This is a genomic window from Pseudomonas sp. DNDY-54, assembly GCF_019880365.1.
Classification (GTDB): domain Bacteria; phylum Pseudomonadota; class Gammaproteobacteria; order Pseudomonadales; family Pseudomonadaceae; genus Stutzerimonas; species Stutzerimonas stutzeri_P.
In genome coordinates this window covers 4,378,244-4,394,947 of record NZ_CP082271.1, presented here as the reverse complement: position 1 = coordinate 4,394,947, position 16,704 = coordinate 4,378,244, and the positions used below count along the sequence as shown (strand labels likewise).

14 protein-coding genes are annotated in these 16,704 nt (G+C 61.6%); 6 read left to right on the top strand and 8 right to left on the bottom strand.

The features are described 5' to 3' along the window. The first annotated feature begins 80 nt into the window (after window positions 1-80). The 3 genes from K4O48_RS20320 (at window position 81) to glmS (ending at window position 4,939) form a co-directional block, all read left to right on the top strand. Window positions 81-2,228, top strand: coding sequence for a methyl-accepting chemotaxis protein (locus tag K4O48_RS20320; RefSeq protein WP_222910157.1), 2,148 nt, complete (start codon window positions 81-83; stop codon window positions 2,226-2,228). Window positions 2,229-2,303: 75 nt separating this feature from the next. Next, on the top strand, window positions 2,304-3,086 hold the full coding sequence (locus K4O48_RS20315; RefSeq protein ID WP_222910156.1) for a DeoR/GlpR family DNA-binding transcription regulator: 783 nt from the start codon (window positions 2,304-2,306) through the stop codon (window positions 3,084-3,086). A gap of 2 nt (window positions 3,087-3,088) precedes the next feature. After that, the gene (glmS, locus tag K4O48_RS20310) at window positions 3,089-4,939 is read left to right on the top strand and encodes a glutamine--fructose-6-phosphate transaminase (isomerizing) (RefSeq protein ID WP_222910155.1); all 1,851 of its coding nucleotides are present in this window, start codon (window positions 3,089-3,091) and stop codon (window positions 4,937-4,939) included. A 50-nt stretch (window positions 4,940-4,989) separates the two neighbouring features. On the opposite strand, the gene K4O48_RS20305 is transcribed toward glmS, so the two are convergent. The 4 genes from K4O48_RS20305 to K4O48_RS20290 all read right to left on the bottom strand — a co-directional run bounded on the left by K4O48_RS20305 (window position 4,990) and on the right by K4O48_RS20290 (window position 10,757). Continuing rightward, window positions 4,990-5,532: a biliverdin-producing heme oxygenase gene (locus K4O48_RS20305; protein WP_222910154.1), complete on the bottom strand. Its 543-nt coding sequence runs from the start codon at window positions 5,530-5,532 to the stop codon at window positions 4,990-4,992. Then, the gene (locus K4O48_RS20300) at window positions 5,532-7,931 is read right to left on the bottom strand and encodes a hybrid sensor histidine kinase/response regulator (RefSeq protein ID WP_222910153.1); all 2,400 of its coding nucleotides are present in this window, start codon (window positions 7,929-7,931) and stop codon (window positions 5,532-5,534) included. The genes K4O48_RS20305 and K4O48_RS20300 overlap by 1 nt, the downstream gene beginning before the upstream one ends. A 68-nt stretch (window positions 7,932-7,999) precedes the next feature. Continuing rightward, a complete protein-coding gene (locus K4O48_RS20295; protein WP_222910152.1) occupies window positions 8,000-8,485 on the bottom strand; it encodes a response regulator in 486 nt (161 codons plus the stop codon). A gap of 13 nt (window positions 8,486-8,498) precedes the next feature. Then, window positions 8,499-10,757: an ATP-binding protein gene (locus K4O48_RS20290; RefSeq protein ID WP_222910151.1), complete on the bottom strand. Its 2,259-nt coding sequence runs from the start codon at window positions 10,755-10,757 to the stop codon at window positions 8,499-8,501. Window positions 10,758-10,968: 211 nt separating this feature from the next. Between K4O48_RS20290 and K4O48_RS20285 the strand changes: the two genes are divergently transcribed. Together K4O48_RS20285 and K4O48_RS20280 are read left to right on the top strand one after the other, a co-directional pair. After that, window positions 10,969-11,376 carry an SMI1/KNR4 family protein gene (locus tag K4O48_RS20285; protein WP_019340936.1) on the top strand — a complete coding sequence of 136 codons (408 nt, stop codon included), beginning with the start codon at window positions 10,969-10,971 and terminating at the stop codon, window positions 11,374-11,376. 85 nt (window positions 11,377-11,461) lie between these two features. After that, on the top strand, window positions 11,462-11,836 hold the full coding sequence (locus K4O48_RS20280; RefSeq protein WP_029404713.1) for a DUF3301 domain-containing protein: 375 nt from the start codon (window positions 11,462-11,464) through the stop codon (window positions 11,834-11,836). Between the two features lie 6 nt (window positions 11,837-11,842). Here the strand turns inward: K4O48_RS20280 and K4O48_RS20275 are convergent, their stop codons facing one another. Continuing rightward, window positions 11,843-12,817, bottom strand: coding sequence for a CobW-like GTP-binding protein (locus tag K4O48_RS20275; RefSeq protein ID WP_222910150.1), 975 nt, complete (start codon window positions 12,815-12,817; stop codon window positions 11,843-11,845). Window positions 12,818-12,908: 91 nt separating this feature from the next. On the opposite strand from K4O48_RS20275, the gene K4O48_RS20270 reads away from it, so the two are divergent. Beyond that, window positions 12,909-13,262 carry an NADH:ubiquinone oxidoreductase gene (locus K4O48_RS20270; RefSeq protein ID WP_222910149.1) on the top strand — a complete coding sequence of 118 codons (354 nt, stop codon included), beginning with the start codon at window positions 12,909-12,911 and terminating at the stop codon, window positions 13,260-13,262. A gap of 39 nt (window positions 13,263-13,301) precedes the next feature. On the opposite strand, the gene K4O48_RS20265 is transcribed toward K4O48_RS20270, so the two are convergent. The 3 genes from K4O48_RS20265 to K4O48_RS20255 all read right to left on the bottom strand — a co-directional run bounded on the left by K4O48_RS20265 (window position 13,302) and on the right by K4O48_RS20255 (window position 16,631). Beyond that, the gene (locus tag K4O48_RS20265) at window positions 13,302-13,826 is read right to left on the bottom strand and encodes a DUF3617 domain-containing protein (RefSeq protein ID WP_222910148.1); all 525 of its coding nucleotides are present in this window, start codon (window positions 13,824-13,826) and stop codon (window positions 13,302-13,304) included. A 373-nt stretch (window positions 13,827-14,199) separates the two neighbouring features. Then, on the bottom strand, window positions 14,200-14,601 hold the full coding sequence (locus tag K4O48_RS20260; RefSeq protein WP_222910147.1) for a DUF1850 domain-containing protein: 402 nt from the start codon (window positions 14,599-14,601) through the stop codon (window positions 14,200-14,202). Then, window positions 14,598-16,631 (bottom strand): TRAP transporter permease, encoded by a 2,034-nt coding sequence (locus tag K4O48_RS20255; RefSeq protein WP_222910146.1) that lies wholly within the window; start codon window positions 16,629-16,631, stop codon window positions 14,598-14,600. Before K4O48_RS20255 ends, K4O48_RS20260 begins: the two co-directional genes overlap by 4 nt. Between the last annotated feature and the right edge of the window lie 73 nt (window positions 16,632-16,704).

Sequence of the window (16,704 nt, the reverse complement as noted above, 5' to 3'; positions counted from 1 at the left end):
GCGAGTCGTGTTCTTACCAGCGGTACTCAAGTGATCGGGGGTTTGGTCGATAGAAGGGCATAACCACACAGGACGCCAACATGCCCTCCCTGAACCGCCTGTCTATCCAGTGGAAGCTCACCCTGCTGGCAGGCTTATGCCTGCTGCTGATCGTCGGTTTGCTGGTCAGCGCATCGCTTTATCAGTCGCATCAGACTGTCGCGCTGGTCAACGCCTCGAGCAGCGCAATGCTCGAGGAGTCGGCACGCAATAACCTGCAAGCACGTGGATTGTCCCAGGCTCTGCGCATCGAGCGGCAATTCAACGACGCCTATCAGTATGGTCTGGGGTTTGCGAGGCAAGTGCTGTCGTTGCGCGAGCAGTCCATAGAACGGATGTCCAATGCGTTCGAACTCCGCGAAGACCTTCACCATCAAATTCAAACGGCGTTGCGGGCCAATCCGTCTCTCATCGGGCTCTACGTGGTGTTCGAGACGGATGCGCTGGATGACAAGGACGGCATGTTCATCGGTAACCCGGAGATGGGGGGAAATGACACCGGGCGTTTCTCGCTGTATTGGTCACAACGCACACCCGGCGAGCTCAGCGCTGAAACCATGGCCGAGTCGGAGATAGCGGATACCACGCCCGGTATCAGTGGCGCGCCCTATAACGCCTGGTACAGCTGCCCGCGCGACAGCGCGCGGGTCTGTCTTCTGGATCCCTATTTCGACGAGGTCGAGGGCAAGCCGCTGCTCATGACGAGTGTCGCGTTTCCGCTTATCGACAACGGCAAGGTCATCGGTGTCGTGGGCGTGGACATCAGTCTTGCCTCGCTTCAGCAACTGAGCGAACAGGCCCATCAGGAACTTTACCAAGGCGAAGGCCAGCTAAGCGTCATCAGCCCAGCGAAGCTTTTAGGTGGGCACAGTCGTGATGCCGGACTGCTGGGCAAGCCGCTCAGCGCCGCCTTTGGCGATGAAAGCGAGACCATCGCTCGCGCGGTAGATGCCGGCCGGCTCGCCATGCTTGAAGACGGCGACATGCTGAGAGTTTTACAGCCTGTACAGCCGATCCCTGAGCTGGCGCCCTGGGGTGTGCTGCTGGAAGTACCGCGCCAAGTGCTCCTAAGTCCGGCGTTGCGCCTCGAACAGACACTGCAACAGGAGAGCCGACAGGACAGCATCATTGCGCTGGCCATCGGGCTTGGCGCGGGTTTGGTGGGTCTTGTGCTGATGTGGCTGACCGCGCGTGGCGTCACCCGGCCAATCAAAGGGGTGGCGGCGATGCTTAAAGACATCGCGAGTGGAGAAGGCGATCTCACGCGCCGGTTGGAATACAGCCGTGATGATGAGCTCGGGGCGCTGGCGGGATGGTTCAACCGCTTCCTCGATAAGCTGCAGCCGACCATTGCAGATGTGAAGCGCTCGGTGCAGGACGCGCGCAGCAGTGCTGACCAGTCGGCTGCTATCGCCAGCCAGACCAGCGCCGGCATGCAGCAGCAATTCCGCGAGGTCGATCAGGTGGCGACCGCGTCGCAGGAAATGAGCGCTACTGCACAAGACGTCGCGCGCAACGCCGCGCAAGCCGCTGAAGCGGCACGGGACGCGGACCAGGCCACCCACGAGGGGCTTAGCGTGATCGACAACACCACGCACAGCATCGGCAGTCTGGCGGATGAACTCAACCGTGCCATGACTCAAGTGGAGAGTCTGGCAGCCAGCAGCGAGCAGATTGGATCGGTACTGGAGGTGATCCGCGCGATTGCCGAACAGACTAATCTGCTGGCCCTTAACGCGGCGATCGAGGCGGCACGGGCTGGCGAAGCCGGGCGTGGATTCGCCGTCGTGGCTGATGAAGTGCGCAGCCTGGCCCGGCGCACCCAGGAGTCCATTGAAGAGATCCGCCAGGTTATCGAGCGCCTGCAGAGCGGTACCCGCGATGTGGTAACAGCCATGCAGGGCAGCCGTAGTCAGGCTCAGGGCAGCGTCGACCAGGTGGGCAATGCTGTCGCGGCGTTGCGTAAGATTGGGGATGCGGTGGCGGTGATTTCCGACATGAACCTGCAAATCGCCAGCGCCGCTGAGGAGCAGAGCGCGGTCGCTGAGGAAATCAACCGTAATGTGGCGGGGATACGGGACGTTACTGAATCGCTTTCCGGACAGGCGGATGAATCTGCGCGGGTCAGCCAGGCGCTGAACCAGCTGGCGAACCATCAGCAGAGTCTCATGGGCTATTTCCGCGTTTGATGCCTCACGGCGGTTGACGAGGGCGACTAGATAAGTTTTGATTCGCGAATTATCTTTCGAATCGAAACTTAAGCAATGTCGAAACGCAACACACCGCAACGACGCCACGCCATTCTCGCCTTGCTCAATGCGCAAGGCGAAGTGAGCGTCGATGAGCTGTCCAAGCGTTTCGAGACGTCCGAGGTCACCATACGCAAGGACCTCGCCGCGCTGGAAAAAAACGGTCTTCTGTTGCGCCGTTACGGTGGTGCGGTGCCCTTGCCGCAGGAGCTGATTGGCGACAGCGCCCAGCCGGTCTCGCCCTGGAAGCAAGCCATCGCTCGAGCGGCCGTTAGCTGCATCCGCGAGCACGCCCGCATCATCATCGACAGCGGCACAACCACGGCCGCGATGATTCCCGAACTGGGCCACAAGCACGGCCTGTTGGTCATGACTAATTCGCTGGGTGTGGTTAACGCCCTGCGCGAGCTGGAACACGAACCCACACTACTGATGACCGGCGGCACCTGGGACCCGCATTCTGAGTCCTTCCAAGGGCAGGTGGCCGAACAGGTGCTGCGTTCCTACGATTTCGATCAGCTGTTCATCGGCGCCGACGGCATCGACCTGCAGCGTGGCACCACGACGTTCAATGAATTGCTCGGCCTGTCGCGCGTCATGGCCGAAGTGGCGCGCGAGGTCATCGTGCTCGCCGAGTCCGACAAGATTGGCCGGCGCATACCCAATCTGGAATTGCCCTGGGCCGACATTCATACCCTTATAACGGACGATCGCCTCACCGCCGAGGCGCGTTCAAGCATTCAGGCCCGCGGCGTCAAGCTGATCTGCGCGGCCGTCGAAACCCATCTGGAGACCTGAACATGTGTGGCATTGTTGGCGCCGTCGCTGAACGTAACATCACTCCAATCCTGCTTGAAGGCCTCAAGCGCCTCGAATACCGCGGCTACGACAGCGCCGGCATTGCGGTGCTGGATGGCCATGGCGCGCTCAATCGTTTGCGCCGTTCTGGCAAGGTTGCCGAGCTGGAACAGGCGCAACAGCAGGAACAGCTCAACGGGCGCCTGGGCATCGCTCACACCCGCTGGGCCACCCACGGGGCTCCCTGCGAGCGCAACGCACACCCGCATTTTTCCGGTGAAGATCTGGCCGTTGTGCATAACGGCATCATCGAGAACCACGAAGCCTTGCGCCATGAATTGAAGGGCCTGGGCTACGTTTTCGTCTCCGACACCGACACTGAGGTCATCGTCCACCTGCTGCGACACAAGCTCGACGAGCTCGGCGATCTAACTGTCGCGCTCAAGGCGGCGGTCAAGGAGCTGCATGGCGCTTACGGTCTGGCAGTGGTCAGCGCCAAGCAACCGGATCGCCTGCTCGCCGCGCGCAGCGGCAGCCCGCTGGTTATTGGTCTCGGAATGGGCGAGAACTTTCTCGCGTCCGATCAGCTGGCATTGCGCCAGGTGACCGACCGTTTCATGTACCTGGAAGAAGGTGACATCGCCGAGATCCGCCGCGAGAGCGTCCAGATCTGGGATGTGAATGGTCAGCCGGTGGAGCGCGAAAGCGTGCAGTACCACGAGGGCGCCGAAGCCGCTGACAAGGGCGAGTATCGCCACTTCATGCTCAAGGAAATTCACGAGCAGCCCAAGGTTGTGCAGCGCACCCTTGAAGGCCGCCTCGGAGAGCATCAGGTGCTGGTGCAGGCGTTCGGGCCGCAGGCTGCCGAGTTGTTTGCCGAGGTGCGTAACGTGCAGATCGTCGCCTGCGGTACCAGCTACCACGCCGGCATGGTGGCCCGTTACTGGCTGGAAGAACTGGCTGGCATCCCTTGCCAGGTCGAGGTCGCCAGTGAGTTCCGCTACCGCAAGGTGGTGGTGCAGCCCAACACCCTGTTCGTGACCATCTCTCAGTCCGGCGAGACCGCCGATTCGCTCGCGGCGCTGCGAAACGCCAAGGCGCGTACGGACGAGGAGGGGCGCTATCTCGCCAGCCTGGCGATCTGCAACGTTGGGATCAGCTCGCTGGTGCGCGAGTCCGATCTGACGCTGCTGACACAGGCCGGGCCCGAAATCGGGGTGGCTTCGACCAAGGCCTTTACCACGCAGCTGGTCGGCCTTCTGCTGCTGACGCTGTCGTTAGGGCAAGTGCGCGGCACCTTGGCCCCGGCACTGGAAGCGGAGTTGATCGACGAGCTGCGCCGACTGCCGACCCGTTTGGGCGAGGCCCTGGCAATGGATACCACGGTCGAGAAAATCTCCGAGCACTTCGCCGAGAAACATCACACGCTGTTTCTGGGCCGTGGCGCGCAGTATCCGGTGGCGATGGAAGGCGCGCTCAAGCTAAAAGAGATTTCCTACATCCATGCCGAGGCGTATCCAGCCGGTGAGCTCAAGCATGGCCCGTTGGCGCTGGTTGATGCGGACATGCCGGTGGTGACGGTGGCGCCTAACAACGAGCTGCTGGAAAAGCTCAAGTCCAACCTGCAGGAGGTCCGTGCTCGGGGCGGCGAGTTGATTGTATTCGCCGACCGAGAAGCCGGCATCGAAAACGGCGAGGGCACCTTCATCGTGAGCATGCCGCACATTCACGATGTGCTGGCCCCGATCCTCTATACCCTGCCGTTGCAGCTGCTCTCCTACTACGTCGCGGTGCTGCGCGGAACCGATGTCGATCAGCCCCGCAACTTGGCCAAGAGTGTGACGGTGGAATAAAGGCGACAGCGGTTGAAGTCAGAAGAAAAGCCCGAAAGGGCTTTTCTGCGTTATGGACGTTGGGTTTTTGCGGCAGCGAGGAAGCGTTCGAAGGTATCCATCGCGCCGGCCCGCACATCCTCCCACGGGTGGGTTTTACCGTGCCGCTCGAGCTGCTCGAGGAAAGCCGCCCATGACGGCGTCGTGCCGTGGCCAGCCAGATAGCGCAACGGCGCGTTGGGGTTGCTGCTGGCGACGCGTTTAGCCAGCACGCGCCCGCCTAACCGTGACCCTTCAATGACGTAGGCCGCGCCCAAACACCAGCCAGGCCGAAGTGGATAGGAGATTGATTCCGTTACCGGTGGCCGGCCTTCCAGCTCCGCCAGATCCGCAGACAGCGCGTGGCGTCGTTGACGCTGCGGCCAATCGCCGACCATGGTTTCGATTCTGGATGCTTCGAGCGCGACTTCCAGCGGGTCAACGACCTGGGCATGTGCTCGAAGAAAGTCACGGTAGCCGTCGATTTGCTCCAGCGGGAACGCAGAAAAGGCGGCATCGACGCGCTGATGGTGCGGTGCGGTAGCCGCTCGCAGGCGAGAACGGAGCGACTCCATCAGGCCGGCACACTTTCTTTAAGGGCCATGTTGAGCTTTGCGGCCAGATGCTCTTCGCGGAACGGTTTCTGAATAATCGTCGAGGTACCCATGCCAAGTTCACCGAGCTCGGCATAACCGGTGACGAATACCACAGGCAGCTTTGGATAACGCGACAGGACAGCGCGTGCCAGTTCCCCGCCATTCATGCCCGGCATGGCGAAATCGGCCAATAGCAGGTCCACGCTTGCGCCATCTTGCAGCAGGTCCAATGCCGCCTGGCCACTGTCAGCCTGGATGACCAGGTATCCGAGGTTGCCTAGCATCTGTGCGGTTACTTCTCGCACGCTGTTATCGTCGTCGACCAGTAGCACCGTGTGGGACGCGTCGCCGATGGGCGTGCTGTGATCGGGCTCGGGCGTACCGGTCGGCAGTTCCGGTGCCATCACGCGGGGCAGGTAGACCTTCACCGTCGTGCCGACACCCAGGTTGGTTTCGATTCGTGCGCCGCCACCCGACTGCTTGGCGAAGCCAAACACCTGTGCCAATCCGAGTCCCGAACCTTTGCCCACCTCTTTTGTGGTGAAGAAAGGTTCGAATGCCTTCTGCAGAACCTCATCGCTCATGCCTGTGCCCGTGTCGGTGACGGACAGGACCACGTACTCGCCGGGAACGGGCTCTTCGGCGCGCAGAGGGGGGGTGTTGACTACTGCATTGGCCGTACTGAGGGTCAGCGTACCGCTGGAGCCCATGGCATCGCGGGCATTGATCGCCAGGTTGAGGATGATCATCTCGATCTGGGTTGGGTCGACCAACGCATGCCAGAGCCCGGCGCGGGTATCGGTTTCGATGGTGACGGCGCCGCCGAGCGTGCTGTGCAAGAGGCTGAGCAGACCCACCAGTGTGTCGTTGAGATCTACCGCTTTAGGCGCCAGTTGTTGGCGACGGGCGAAGGCCAGCAATTGGCTGGTCAGGGTTGCGCCACGCTCGCCGGATTCCTGGATGTATTGCAGGCGGCTCAGTGACTTGGCAATCGGTGCGCCTCGCTCAAGGTCGTTCTTGAGGAAGCTGGCGCTGGTGAGTATGACGGTCAGTAGGTTGTTGAAGTCGTGGGCAACCCCGGCGGTGAGCTGGCCGACGGCTTCGAGACGCTGCATCTGCTGCAGAGTGGCTTCAATGCGCTCGCGTTCTTTGATCTGCTCGGTCAGCTCGCGGTTCGCGGCGGCGAGCCGGTCGACCGCTGCGATTTCACTGGTGATGTCTCGCCCGGCGGCATACATCCGATCGCCTTCAGGCGCGGCCGTCCAGGAGAACCAGCGATAACCACCGTCGCTGTGCTGCATGCGGTTGATGAAGCGATCGGTCACATCGCCCTGGCGGATGCGAGCGGTTTCCTCGAGCGTTGCACTGAGGTCATCGGGATGCACCAAGGACCACAGAGGTTGATCCACCAGCTGTTTACGGGGCCAGCCGAGGGTGGTTTCCCAGACGGGGTTGAGGGCGACGACCGTCGTATCGAAGCGCATCACCACGAGCAGGTCGCGCGACAATTCCCACGTGCGGTCGCGCTCGCGGGTACGCGCCTCGACGCGCTCGCCAAGCGTCTCATTCATCCGCTTGAGCGCCTCGGTGGCCTGCTTTTGTTCGGTGACATCCATCACCACGCCAATGAAACGTTTGCCTGTTCCGTCTTCGAAGAAGCCTTGGCCACGGACTTCCACCCAACGCACCTGCCCGTCGTCGAGCAGAATCCGGTAATCGACAGTGAACTCCTTGTCGTCGGCGTAGGAGAGGGTGGCCCAAATCTCTTCGCGGATGCGCTGCAAATCGTCCGGATGGCAGAGCGCTTCGAACTCACGAATATTGACGGGCACATCGTCTGCCAGACCGAACATTGCGCGGCAGCGTCGATCAAGGATCATCGTGCCGCTCTCCGGCTCGTAATCCCACATGCCCAGGCCGGCAGCATCGATCGCCAGACGAGCGCGCACCTCCACTTCCCGCAGGGCTTCTTCGGCGCGCAGGCGGCCTCGGCGCTCCTGGACTTCGCTGAGGGCACGCTCGACGGCCTTGGGCAGGAATCCGAGGTTTTGCTTGAGCACATAGTCGATGGCGCCGGAGCGCATCATGTTGACGGCATGTTCCTCTCCGAATACGCCGGATAGGAAGATGAAGGGTGTGTCAGGGGCCAGCTGTCTGGCTTCCTGCAACGCCTGGCTACCGGAATAGCCTGGCAGGATGTAATCCGAAAGAATCAGGTCGAAGCGCCGACGCTGCAAGGCTTCGACGACGCCTGCGCGGTCGAAGACGATCTCCGTGTCGATGGTGTAACCACACCGCTCGAGGGTCAGCAATGCCAGTTCGGCATCGTGCGGGCTGTCTTCGACGAACAGGACGCTGATAGTAGTTTTCGGCGGCATAACCATCCTGTCGCGGGAGTCGCACGGCGTGTCGTGGTTCAGTTGAGATCGTATGAAGCGCAGGCTTCTCAGTCACGGGTGTCGTCGTCTGGACGGTCGCGGCGTTGGCGCTTCAGCCGAAACGAGCCCGGTGGCGGTTCGTTGAGCACCGCCCAAAAAATCCCCAAATCCGAAATGGCCGCCACGAAATCCCGAAATTCGACCGGCTTGACGACGTAAGCGTTCACCCCGAGTTCATAGGCTTTTGCCAGATCGGGCTCTTCGCGCGAAGAGGTCAGCATGACCACGGGAATACTGCGCAGCTCGGCGGTCTCACGTACGGTCTTGAGCACTTCCAGGCCATCCACCTTGGGCAGCTTGAGGTCGAGAAGAAGCACGGCCGGGTTGCCACCGGCGCGGCTTGCATAATCTTCACGACGTAGCAGGTAGTCGAGCGCCTCGGCACCGTCACGCATGACGATCACCTCATTGGCCAACTGGCTGCGCTCAAGCGCGACCAGTGTCAGCTCCAGGTCGTGAGGATTATCCTCGACCAACAGAATGGGTTTGAGCATTTAGGGTCCCGTACTAAATGGATGACGCGTAGCTGAGTCTGGGCAGCGAAAAGAAGAAAGTTGCGCCCTGGCCGACCTCACCGTTGGCCCACACCTGACCATCGTGGCGCTCGATGATCCGGCGCACACTGGCCAGACCGATGCCGGTGCCCTCGAATTCTTCCATTCGGTGCAAGCGCTGAAACACACCGAACAGCTTGTTGGCGTACTGCATGTTGAAGCCCACACCGTTGTCACGGACGTAGACGATAATTTCTTCGGGCCGCTCTTCGGCGCCGATCTCGATGACCGCGAGCTCGCGTTTGCGGCTGTACTTGATCGCGTTGGAGACCAGGTTGCGCAGGGCCATATGAATGAAAGCGGCATCCGCTACCACAATCGGCATCGGATGGACCTGCCATTCTATCTGCCGGCCCTCGCAGTCCGGAGCCATCTCCTGACGAATGGATTCGACCAACGCATAGAGGTTCACGTCAGACAGGCGCAGCGCGGCGCGGCCCATCTGGGAAAAACTCAGCAGGTTGTCGACGAGCGTCCCTGCGAACCGAGCCGCGTCACCAATGTTGTCGAGAAAGCGCAAGCCGCGTTCGCTGAGCTTGCTGCCTTCAAGCTCGCCCAGCAGTTCCGTGTAGCCGGCGATGTGCCGCAACGGGGCGCGCAGATCATGCGAAACGCTGTAGGAAAACGACTCCAGCTCCTTGTTGCTTTCGCGTAGCTCCCCGGCAAGCTGCGCCATTTCCTCGGCCTTGCGCAGCACGATGCCGAGCACGGCGGTACGCAGCTCGAGGGCGCCTTCCAGTTCGACCTGCTGCCAGGGCTCGGCGTAGCCACGGACGGTCTCGCGCCAGCTTTCGAAGCTGTCGCGCGGTGACAAACGGCCGTGCGCGTCGCTCTGCTTATCCGCCTGGCCTGCCCAGTTCACCGTCTTGATCTGTTCCGGGCGGAACCAAAGCAAGTAGTGCGGGTGCAGGCGCGAAATCGATACCGCCAACAGGCCGGCGCAGTGCTCGGCCAGTTCCGGAATAGCGGCGATATCGCGCGAGACGCAATCGGTGCTGAACGACAGCCGCTCATGCTGTTGCGACAGCCACAACGTCAAACGGGTCAGCAGCTCGGGCGGCGGCGTCTCACCGACCGTTTCGTGACTTTCGCCGGAAACGATCGCAGCGCCAGTAGCGCCGGCAAACGCAAGCGCCACCGAGGGCAGGCTTTTGAAGCCTTCGATCACGCTGTCGCGATCAGCCATCGCCGAAAGCAGCTCGACGATCTGCCGCCGCAGTTCCAGCTTGCGTTGAGCCAGTACCGCACCTTCCTTGGCCTCGATCTGCAACGAAAGAATTCGCCCCAGCAGCTCGCAGGCCGTGCGGGTCTGGTAGCTCACCGCGCGCGGCGAGGCGTTATGGCAGGAAATCATGCCCCAGAGCTGGTCGCGAATGACGATGGAAATCGACATGGACGCGAGGGTGCCCATGTTGCGCATGTATTGCAGATGGACGGGCGACACGCTGCGAAGCGAGGCGAAGCTCAGGTCCAGCGGTTTCCCTGTGTTCGGATTGAGCGGCGGAGCCAGCGGGGAGGGCTGGTAGTTCGCGTCCTGAATCACCCGGATCAGGTTGCTCTTATAAAGCTGGCGTGCCTGTGGCGGAATGTCTGTGGCCGGAAAGCACAGCCCGAGGTAGCGCGGATAACCCTCGTCAGCATTTTCGGCCAGCACCAGACCGTTGCCTTGTGCATCGAAACGGTATGCCTTGACCCGGCCGAAGCCAGTGATGCGCTTGACCTCGCGCACGGCCAGCTGACAAATGAGCTCGAGCTCCTGCGCCTCCTGGAGCTGCACAACAAAGGTGCGCATCAGTGGATAAAGCGTATCGTAGGCTTGGCCGGAGCTGCCTGCGGATTCAAATTCGACGATCAGTTGCCCAGCAAAGCGGTGAGCCATCAAGGCAAACGAGGGACGATCGGTGCGATCCGGCAGCGTGAAGCTGATATCCCTTAGATGAAACGGATTGTGGTCATCCTCGGCCAGGGTGGCCAAGCGATCGGCAAAGCCGCACTCGCCGATGAGGTCGGTCAAAGGGCGGCCGAGCAAGGCTTGGGCATTGACGCCGAGCCACTTCGAAACGTTCTCACTGGCTTGGATGATGGTCAGCTGCGGCTCGTCAAGCACCAGCAGAAAGCCATGGGGTTGGATACTGCCGGGGATATGGATGGGCTCTTCACCGCATTGGGCGTAAGCCTCCGCGAGCCGTTGTTGTTCTACGGTGGATGCCACGTTATCTCCTCGTCAGGCTCGAGCGACTGAGCGCTACGAGCCGGCATCCGTGCGGCTGTTGTCCAGGTTGGTGCCTGCGGCGCTGCGTTTGCAAGGCGTGAGAAACGCCGTTTTTTCGTGCGGCCGCCACTTTAGCGCGACTGGTACTGGCTAGCCAATGCGAGGGCTTGTATAAACGGCGCATTTCCTGATGACCGAAAGGGGGCCTGCCATGGAAGAGGTGATCGAACAACTGCGTGAACTCAACGAACCGGTGCCGGTACCGCTGGAGCTGCCTGACGATGACCGGTTGGTCGAAGTCGAAGAGGAATTGCTGATCAACTTGCCGTTCGGCCTGCGCGAATTCCTGCTGACCGTCAGTGACGTGGTGTACGGCCGGTTGGAGCCGGTAACCGCTGCCGACCCGCAATCGCACACTTATTTGCCGGAAGTAGCGGCCAACGCGTGGGATGCCGGTGTCGAGCGCGATCTGTTGCCGATCTGTCAGGACGGTCCTGATTTTTATGTCGTCGACCTGGAAGGGGAAGTCATGCTGTTCGATGGTAGCGAGCATGAGATGACAGACCAGAGTTGGGAGACGGTCTGGCATTGGGCGCGTGACGTCTGGCTGGAAAGTTGAGCCGCGTGGCTGACGTATGGCTGACGCCGGCAGCGTCGGGTCGATGCGAGTCGCTCTCGTTAGGCTGGCGCAGGACGCACTGCGGATGATAACCCTCGGCAATCTGTTTATTTTACTCTTGCTGATGACGGCGGCGGCCTGGCTTTGGCATTCCCATGGCATCCGCGAGCGAGCGCTGGCAACGGTACGGCGCCATTGCGAAAAGATGGATGTCGCACTGCTTGACGGCAACGTCGCGTTTCGGCGGCTGGGGCTGTTGCGCGATGGGCGAGGGCAACGTCGTTTCGCACGGGTCTACGGTTTCGAGTTCACCGTGACCGGCGAGCAGCGTCATCAGGGCAGCATCGTCATGTTCGGCGCCCGGCCGGGCCCGATTGAAATGGATGCGCACCCCTTCCGCACACCACCTGATTCAGGGCAAGTCATTCAGATCGACGATTGGCGACGGCGGGACGATTGAACCTGATTACTGACGGCAAGCCTGCATGTCAGCGGTCAGCTGCTTATCGTCCTGTGGCTCGGCAAAGATCAGCTCCAACCTGGAGTCTTTCCGCCATTCGCTGGGTTTGAATGCCAGCGCCTCCGCGGCCACCGCATTGGCCGACCGCCAGCCATCGGCGGTGTGGAGCGCCAGTTTTGCCCGGCGCCAGCTCAATCCGCTGAGCCATCGTGTAACCAGCGCTAGATCGAAACGCTGGCTCGGGTGCCAACGCCAGCCAATGCTCCAGCCGTCTGCGTTGCCCTGGCTCTGGCAGAACGGCTGTTGCGGATCCAGCCAGACCGCACCGGACATCGCGAGTGGTGTGTAGGCCGCGGGGTCCGGTATGGGTCGATCGACGTCGTTACCGGCGCGTTTGTCGATACCGGGCAGCTTGGAAATCGGCAGCTCGCCCTGTTGCGTCCAGTGCAGGGTTAACGACGGCAAACGGGCTGCGACGCGTTGACGTTGCACCTGGTCAAGCGTTTCGCTTTTGTTCAGCACCGCCAGGCCGCAGTGCTCGAGCGCCTGCTGCTGGCTTTGCGGCAACGGCTCTCCACGAGCAAGTGCGGCGGCGTCAAGCACGCTGACGGCAGGCTGAAGCGCCAGCACGTCGCGCCAGGGTGGCGTGACAAGTTGCGCTAATAGCTCGGTCGGGTGTCCGAGTCCGGACGGTTCGATCAGCAGCCGATCCGGCGTAGCCCTGCGCAACAACCGGCCCAAACCGACCTGGAACGGCACGCCGTTGACGCAGCACAGGCAGCCGCCGGCGATCTCGGCCAGGCTGACCCCTGCGTCGTCGGTGCTCAGTAATGCGGCGTCGAGCCCGATCTGGCCAAACTCGTTGATGAGCACCGCCCAGCGCTCGGCTGCAGGTTTCTGCGCCAGCAACGAACGAATCAGGCTGGTCTTGCCGGCGCCGAGAGGGCCACAAATCACGTGGGTGGGTATCTGATTCAGCATCGCGACATGGTGCGTTTTCGGTGAGCAGGTTGAAAGCGGTTTTCATGGCTGCATGCTAGAGTCGCGGCGGTTAGATCAAGGGTGACGATCGATGCGTTCAATGTGTTTTCTGCTGTTGCTGGGGAGCGTGGGCCAGGCGTGGGCGGAGGGCTGCATTATTCACAGCCAGGATGAGCGGATCGAGGTGAAGCTTTGCCAGCAGAACCGCACGATTCCGGCCGAGCTGTTCCGATCAGGCTTTTGCCAGCCCCAGCTCAAAGATCAGAAGGTCGAGGTTACCTTCGTTGAGCAGTGCCCAGGCGGCGCCTTCGGTATCTGCCGCAACGCGCAGGTGTCCAACATGCCCTATCGGCAGGACATTTTTTATTACGGTGTCGCCAGCGATGCACGCTTTCTGCAGCCTGCGTGCGAACAAACCAGCAGCGGCGAGTGGGTTACGGAGTAGGGCGAGCCTAAACGCGAGGTTCCACGTGAAACCTCGCGTTTAGCTTCGCGGTTCCAGGCCGCCGCAGTCTGCGCTAAGCCACTTTCCTCGCGACTGCATGCGGCTGCTGCCTTGCTGGCTACCGACCCGGTATTCACTTTCAATCGAACTCGCCACCTCACGCTCGCTAATCAGCCGGGTCTCACCGCGGCCCTTCGCGTCCGGACACTCAAAGGTAAATGACCAGCGGCTAGGGGTCTGCTCGGTGATCGTTTGGCTACATCCCGGTTCGTCTTGGAATGGCAGTTTGCGAGATTTCACCTGCGCCTCACTCAGGCAGATACGCATGCCGTTGGCGCCCAGTTCGACGCCTTGTGCGGCGAGCATGTCCTCCATCATTTTCTTCTGATCGGGCGGCAGGCTGTCCATCTGTTCGATCATCTCCGCGACGCCGGGCATTTCCATGCCGTTCACCTCAATGTTGTCGCTTGAGAACTCCCATAGCCCAGGCAATAAAGCCTCCGCATAGGCTGGCGATACGCCTATCAGCAGTGCCGTAGCGGTCAGCGCGGCGATGTGTTTCATGTGCTGCCTCCTAAGTCGATCTTTTAGTTGAGCCTAGACGAGCCGGGCGACAAAGACCGAACGGACAGCAGCGTGCCTCGGGCAGGCGGATCGTGGCTGTGGCTGCTCACGCCGGTAGTGGTCAGCAGCATCGCCATGAACCTGCCCGAACAGGTGATCAAACCGGCGGTTTCGCTGGTATCAACCTGCGCGCAGCGGTGCAGGCGGTGTTTAAGCGACCTCGGCGCTGAGCCCAACGTAGGGTGGATCACGCTTTACCGATCCACCGCGACGTGATCCCGAGCGCGGCAAGACGTCCAGCTAACGGCGGGCACACTTCACCGATCCGCCGGGCGATCTATGCGCCCCTAACGCGGCAAAGCATCACACAGAATCAGGAGGAGCCGACCGCCGAGGCGGCGCAGCTCCAGAGTTCCAGCGCGGGCTGCTCCGCTTTTGGCGGACCGAGCCATTCGCTCAAGGCGTGGCAACGCTGGTTGAAACACAGTTGGTAGTCCCCTGCTTCGGGGGTTCGCCCCACTCGCAAGGGTTGTAACGGCGGCATCTGGCGCTGGTAGTGCCAGGCCCCGTCACGCAGTTCGGCATCATCCGGGATTTCCATCCCGGCACCTGAACCCTTGACCCGCGCTTCGCCGAGCAGCAGCCCGTCCGGCGTCACGCGGTAATCCTCTTCCCAGCGAATCTTCTCGATCGTGTGGTTCCAGGCCAGGGTGAAATCGTCGGTAGGCACCTCTGCCCATACCACCCCGGCCAGGCCCAGACAGAGTCCGATCACGCGGTTGCCGGCTCAGCGCGGCGGGCCCGCCAGTAGTGCTGGATCAGAAAGATCGCACCCAGACCGAAGCCGATTTCATCGCTGATCGGGATCGAGGCGATCATTGCAGCGCCGGCGGCAAAGGCAATGATCCGCTCCCACCAGCTCAACGAACGCTGCAGGTAGCCGGTGAACACGGCGCCCCAGAGGCCGATAGCGAACGCCGCCTTGAGCAGCATGTACAGCGTCATGAGGTAGCTGTCGCCCTGCATCATCAGCGCTGGTTCGTAGACCGCCATGAACGGCATCACGAAGCCTGCAATCGCAATCCGCACGGCCCACATGCTGATCTTCAACCCGCTCTCCTTGGCGATCGGCGCGGCTGCGAAGCAGGCCAATGCCACAGGCGGAGTGAGATCGGCCATGATGCCGAAGTAGAAGACGAACATGTGCGAGACGATCAGCGGCACGCCCAGGTCCAGCAATGCCGGCGCGGCGATAGAGCTGGTGATGATGTAGTTGGGGATGGTCGGAATGCCCATGCCCAATACCAGGCAGGTCAGCATGGTCAGGATCAGCGACAGGAACAGATTGTTCTCGCCGACGGCCAGGATGTAGCCGGCGAACGTCGAGGCGACACCGGTCAGCGAGACCACACCGATGATCACGCCCACCAGTGCGCAGGCGATGCCCACCGGTACGGCGTGACGTGCACCCTCGACCAGCGCATGCAGGCAGATCACCAAGGTGTCGCGGCCGCCCTTGATGAACCAGCAGGCCACCACCAGCGCGGCGATGACACCGAATATCACCCCGATACCGAGCTGGAAGAACCCGGCGCATAGCAGCCCCAGGGCGATCCAGAAGGCGATCCGCAGCGCGAATGACGACACTCTGAGGATGATGGCCGAGCCGAGAATCACGATGGCGGTCAGTGCAAGGCCGATGGTCCCGGCGAACATCGGAGTACGCCCCGAGAACAGCAGGTAAACCAGCACAGCCAGCGGAATCAGCAGATACCAGCGTTCCTTCACGGCGGCCATGGCGCTTGGGCATTGATCCTTTGGCAGGCCGCGCAGATTGGCGCGCTTGGCTTCCAGGTGCACCATCCAGAAGGTCGAACCGAAATACAACAGCGCCGGGATCAGCGCCGCCTTGGCGATTTCGACGAAGGGCACGTTGATGGTTTCGGCCATGATGAACGCCACTGCGCCCATGACCGGCGGCATGATCTGGCTACCCATCGAAGACGTTGCCTCGACGCCACCGGCAAAGGCCGGGCGGTAACCGAAGCGCTTCATCAGCGGAATGGTGAACTGGCCGGTGGTCACCACGTTGGCGACGCCCGATCCGGTGATGGTGCCCATCAATGCTGAGGACACCACCGACACCTTCGCAGGGCCGCCGAGCTTGTGACCAAACAGGCCCATGGCAAAGTCGGTGAACAGCTTGATCATGCCCGCTTGTTCAAGGAACGAGCCGAACAGGATGAACAGGAAGATGTAGGTGGCCGACACGTAGGTGGGCGTGCCGTAGAGCCCCTCGGTGCCAAAGGCCAGCTGGTTGACCAACTGATCGAGCCCGTAGCCTCGGTGCGCCAGGTCGCCTGGCAGGTATTCGCCGAACAGTCCGTAAGCCAGGAACAGTCCGCAGATGATCGGCAGGGCAATGCCCATTACCCGGCGCGCAGCCTCGAAGATCAGCGCAATCAGCACGATGCCGACGACGAAGTCCATGGTGGTCAGGTCGCCGGAGCGCTGAATCAGATCGCCCTCGAAGTACCACTGGTAGAACGCCGTACCCATGCCCGCCAGCGCCAGGACCCAGGCAAACGGCTGCCAGGGGCGACCGTTGCCGCGGGCAGGAAAGCTCAGGTAGACCACCATCAGCAGGAAGCCAACGTGTCCGGCGCGCAGCACCTGGCTCGAGACCGGGTGGAAGGCGGCCATGATGATCTGATAGATGGAAAACAGCAGGGCCACATAGAACAGCGTCTTGGGCCAATCGGCGGCGCTGCCTGCCAAGCCTTGTTCTTGTTGTAGTTCGCTCATGAAATGCCTCGAGCTGATATGCGTGGTCGCGTAGAGCCGCTAACAAAACCTGCCGTGGAATACACGCTGGTTT

Coding starts and splice junctions, on each gene's coding strand:
- K4O48_RS20320 (WP_222910157.1), top strand. CDS start 81: ATGCCCTCCCTGAACCGCCTGTCTATCCAGTGGAAGCTCACCCTGCTG.
- K4O48_RS20315 (WP_222910156.1), top strand. CDS start 2,304: ATGTCGAAACGCAACACACCGCAACGACGCCACGCCATTCTCGCCTTG.
- glmS (WP_222910155.1), top strand. CDS start 3,089: ATGTGTGGCATTGTTGGCGCCGTCGCTGAACGTAACATCACTCCAATC.
- K4O48_RS20305 (WP_222910154.1), bottom strand. CDS start 5,532: ATGGAGTCGCTCCGTTCTCGCCTGCGAGCGGCTACCGCACCGCACCAT.
- K4O48_RS20300 (WP_222910153.1), bottom strand. CDS start 7,931: ATGCCGCCGAAAACTACTATCAGCGTCCTGTTCGTCGAAGACAGCCCG.
- K4O48_RS20295 (WP_222910152.1), bottom strand. CDS start 8,485: ATGCTCAAACCCATTCTGTTGGTCGAGGATAATCCTCACGACCTGGAG.
- K4O48_RS20285 (WP_019340936.1), top strand. CDS start 10,969: ATGGAAGAGGTGATCGAACAACTGCGTGAACTCAACGAACCGGTGCCG.
- K4O48_RS20280 (WP_029404713.1), top strand. CDS start 11,462: ATGATAACCCTCGGCAATCTGTTTATTTTACTCTTGCTGATGACGGCG.
- K4O48_RS20275 (WP_222910150.1), bottom strand. CDS start 12,817: ATGCTGAATCAGATACCCACCCACGTGATTTGTGGCCCTCTCGGCGCC.
- K4O48_RS20270 (WP_222910149.1), top strand. CDS start 12,909: ATGCGTTCAATGTGTTTTCTGCTGTTGCTGGGGAGCGTGGGCCAGGCG.
- K4O48_RS20265 (WP_222910148.1), bottom strand. CDS start 13,826: ATGAAACACATCGCCGCGCTGACCGCTACGGCACTGCTGATAGGCGTA.
- K4O48_RS20255 (WP_222910146.1), bottom strand. CDS start 16,631: ATGAGCGAACTACAACAAGAACAAGGCTTGGCAGGCAGCGCCGCCGAT.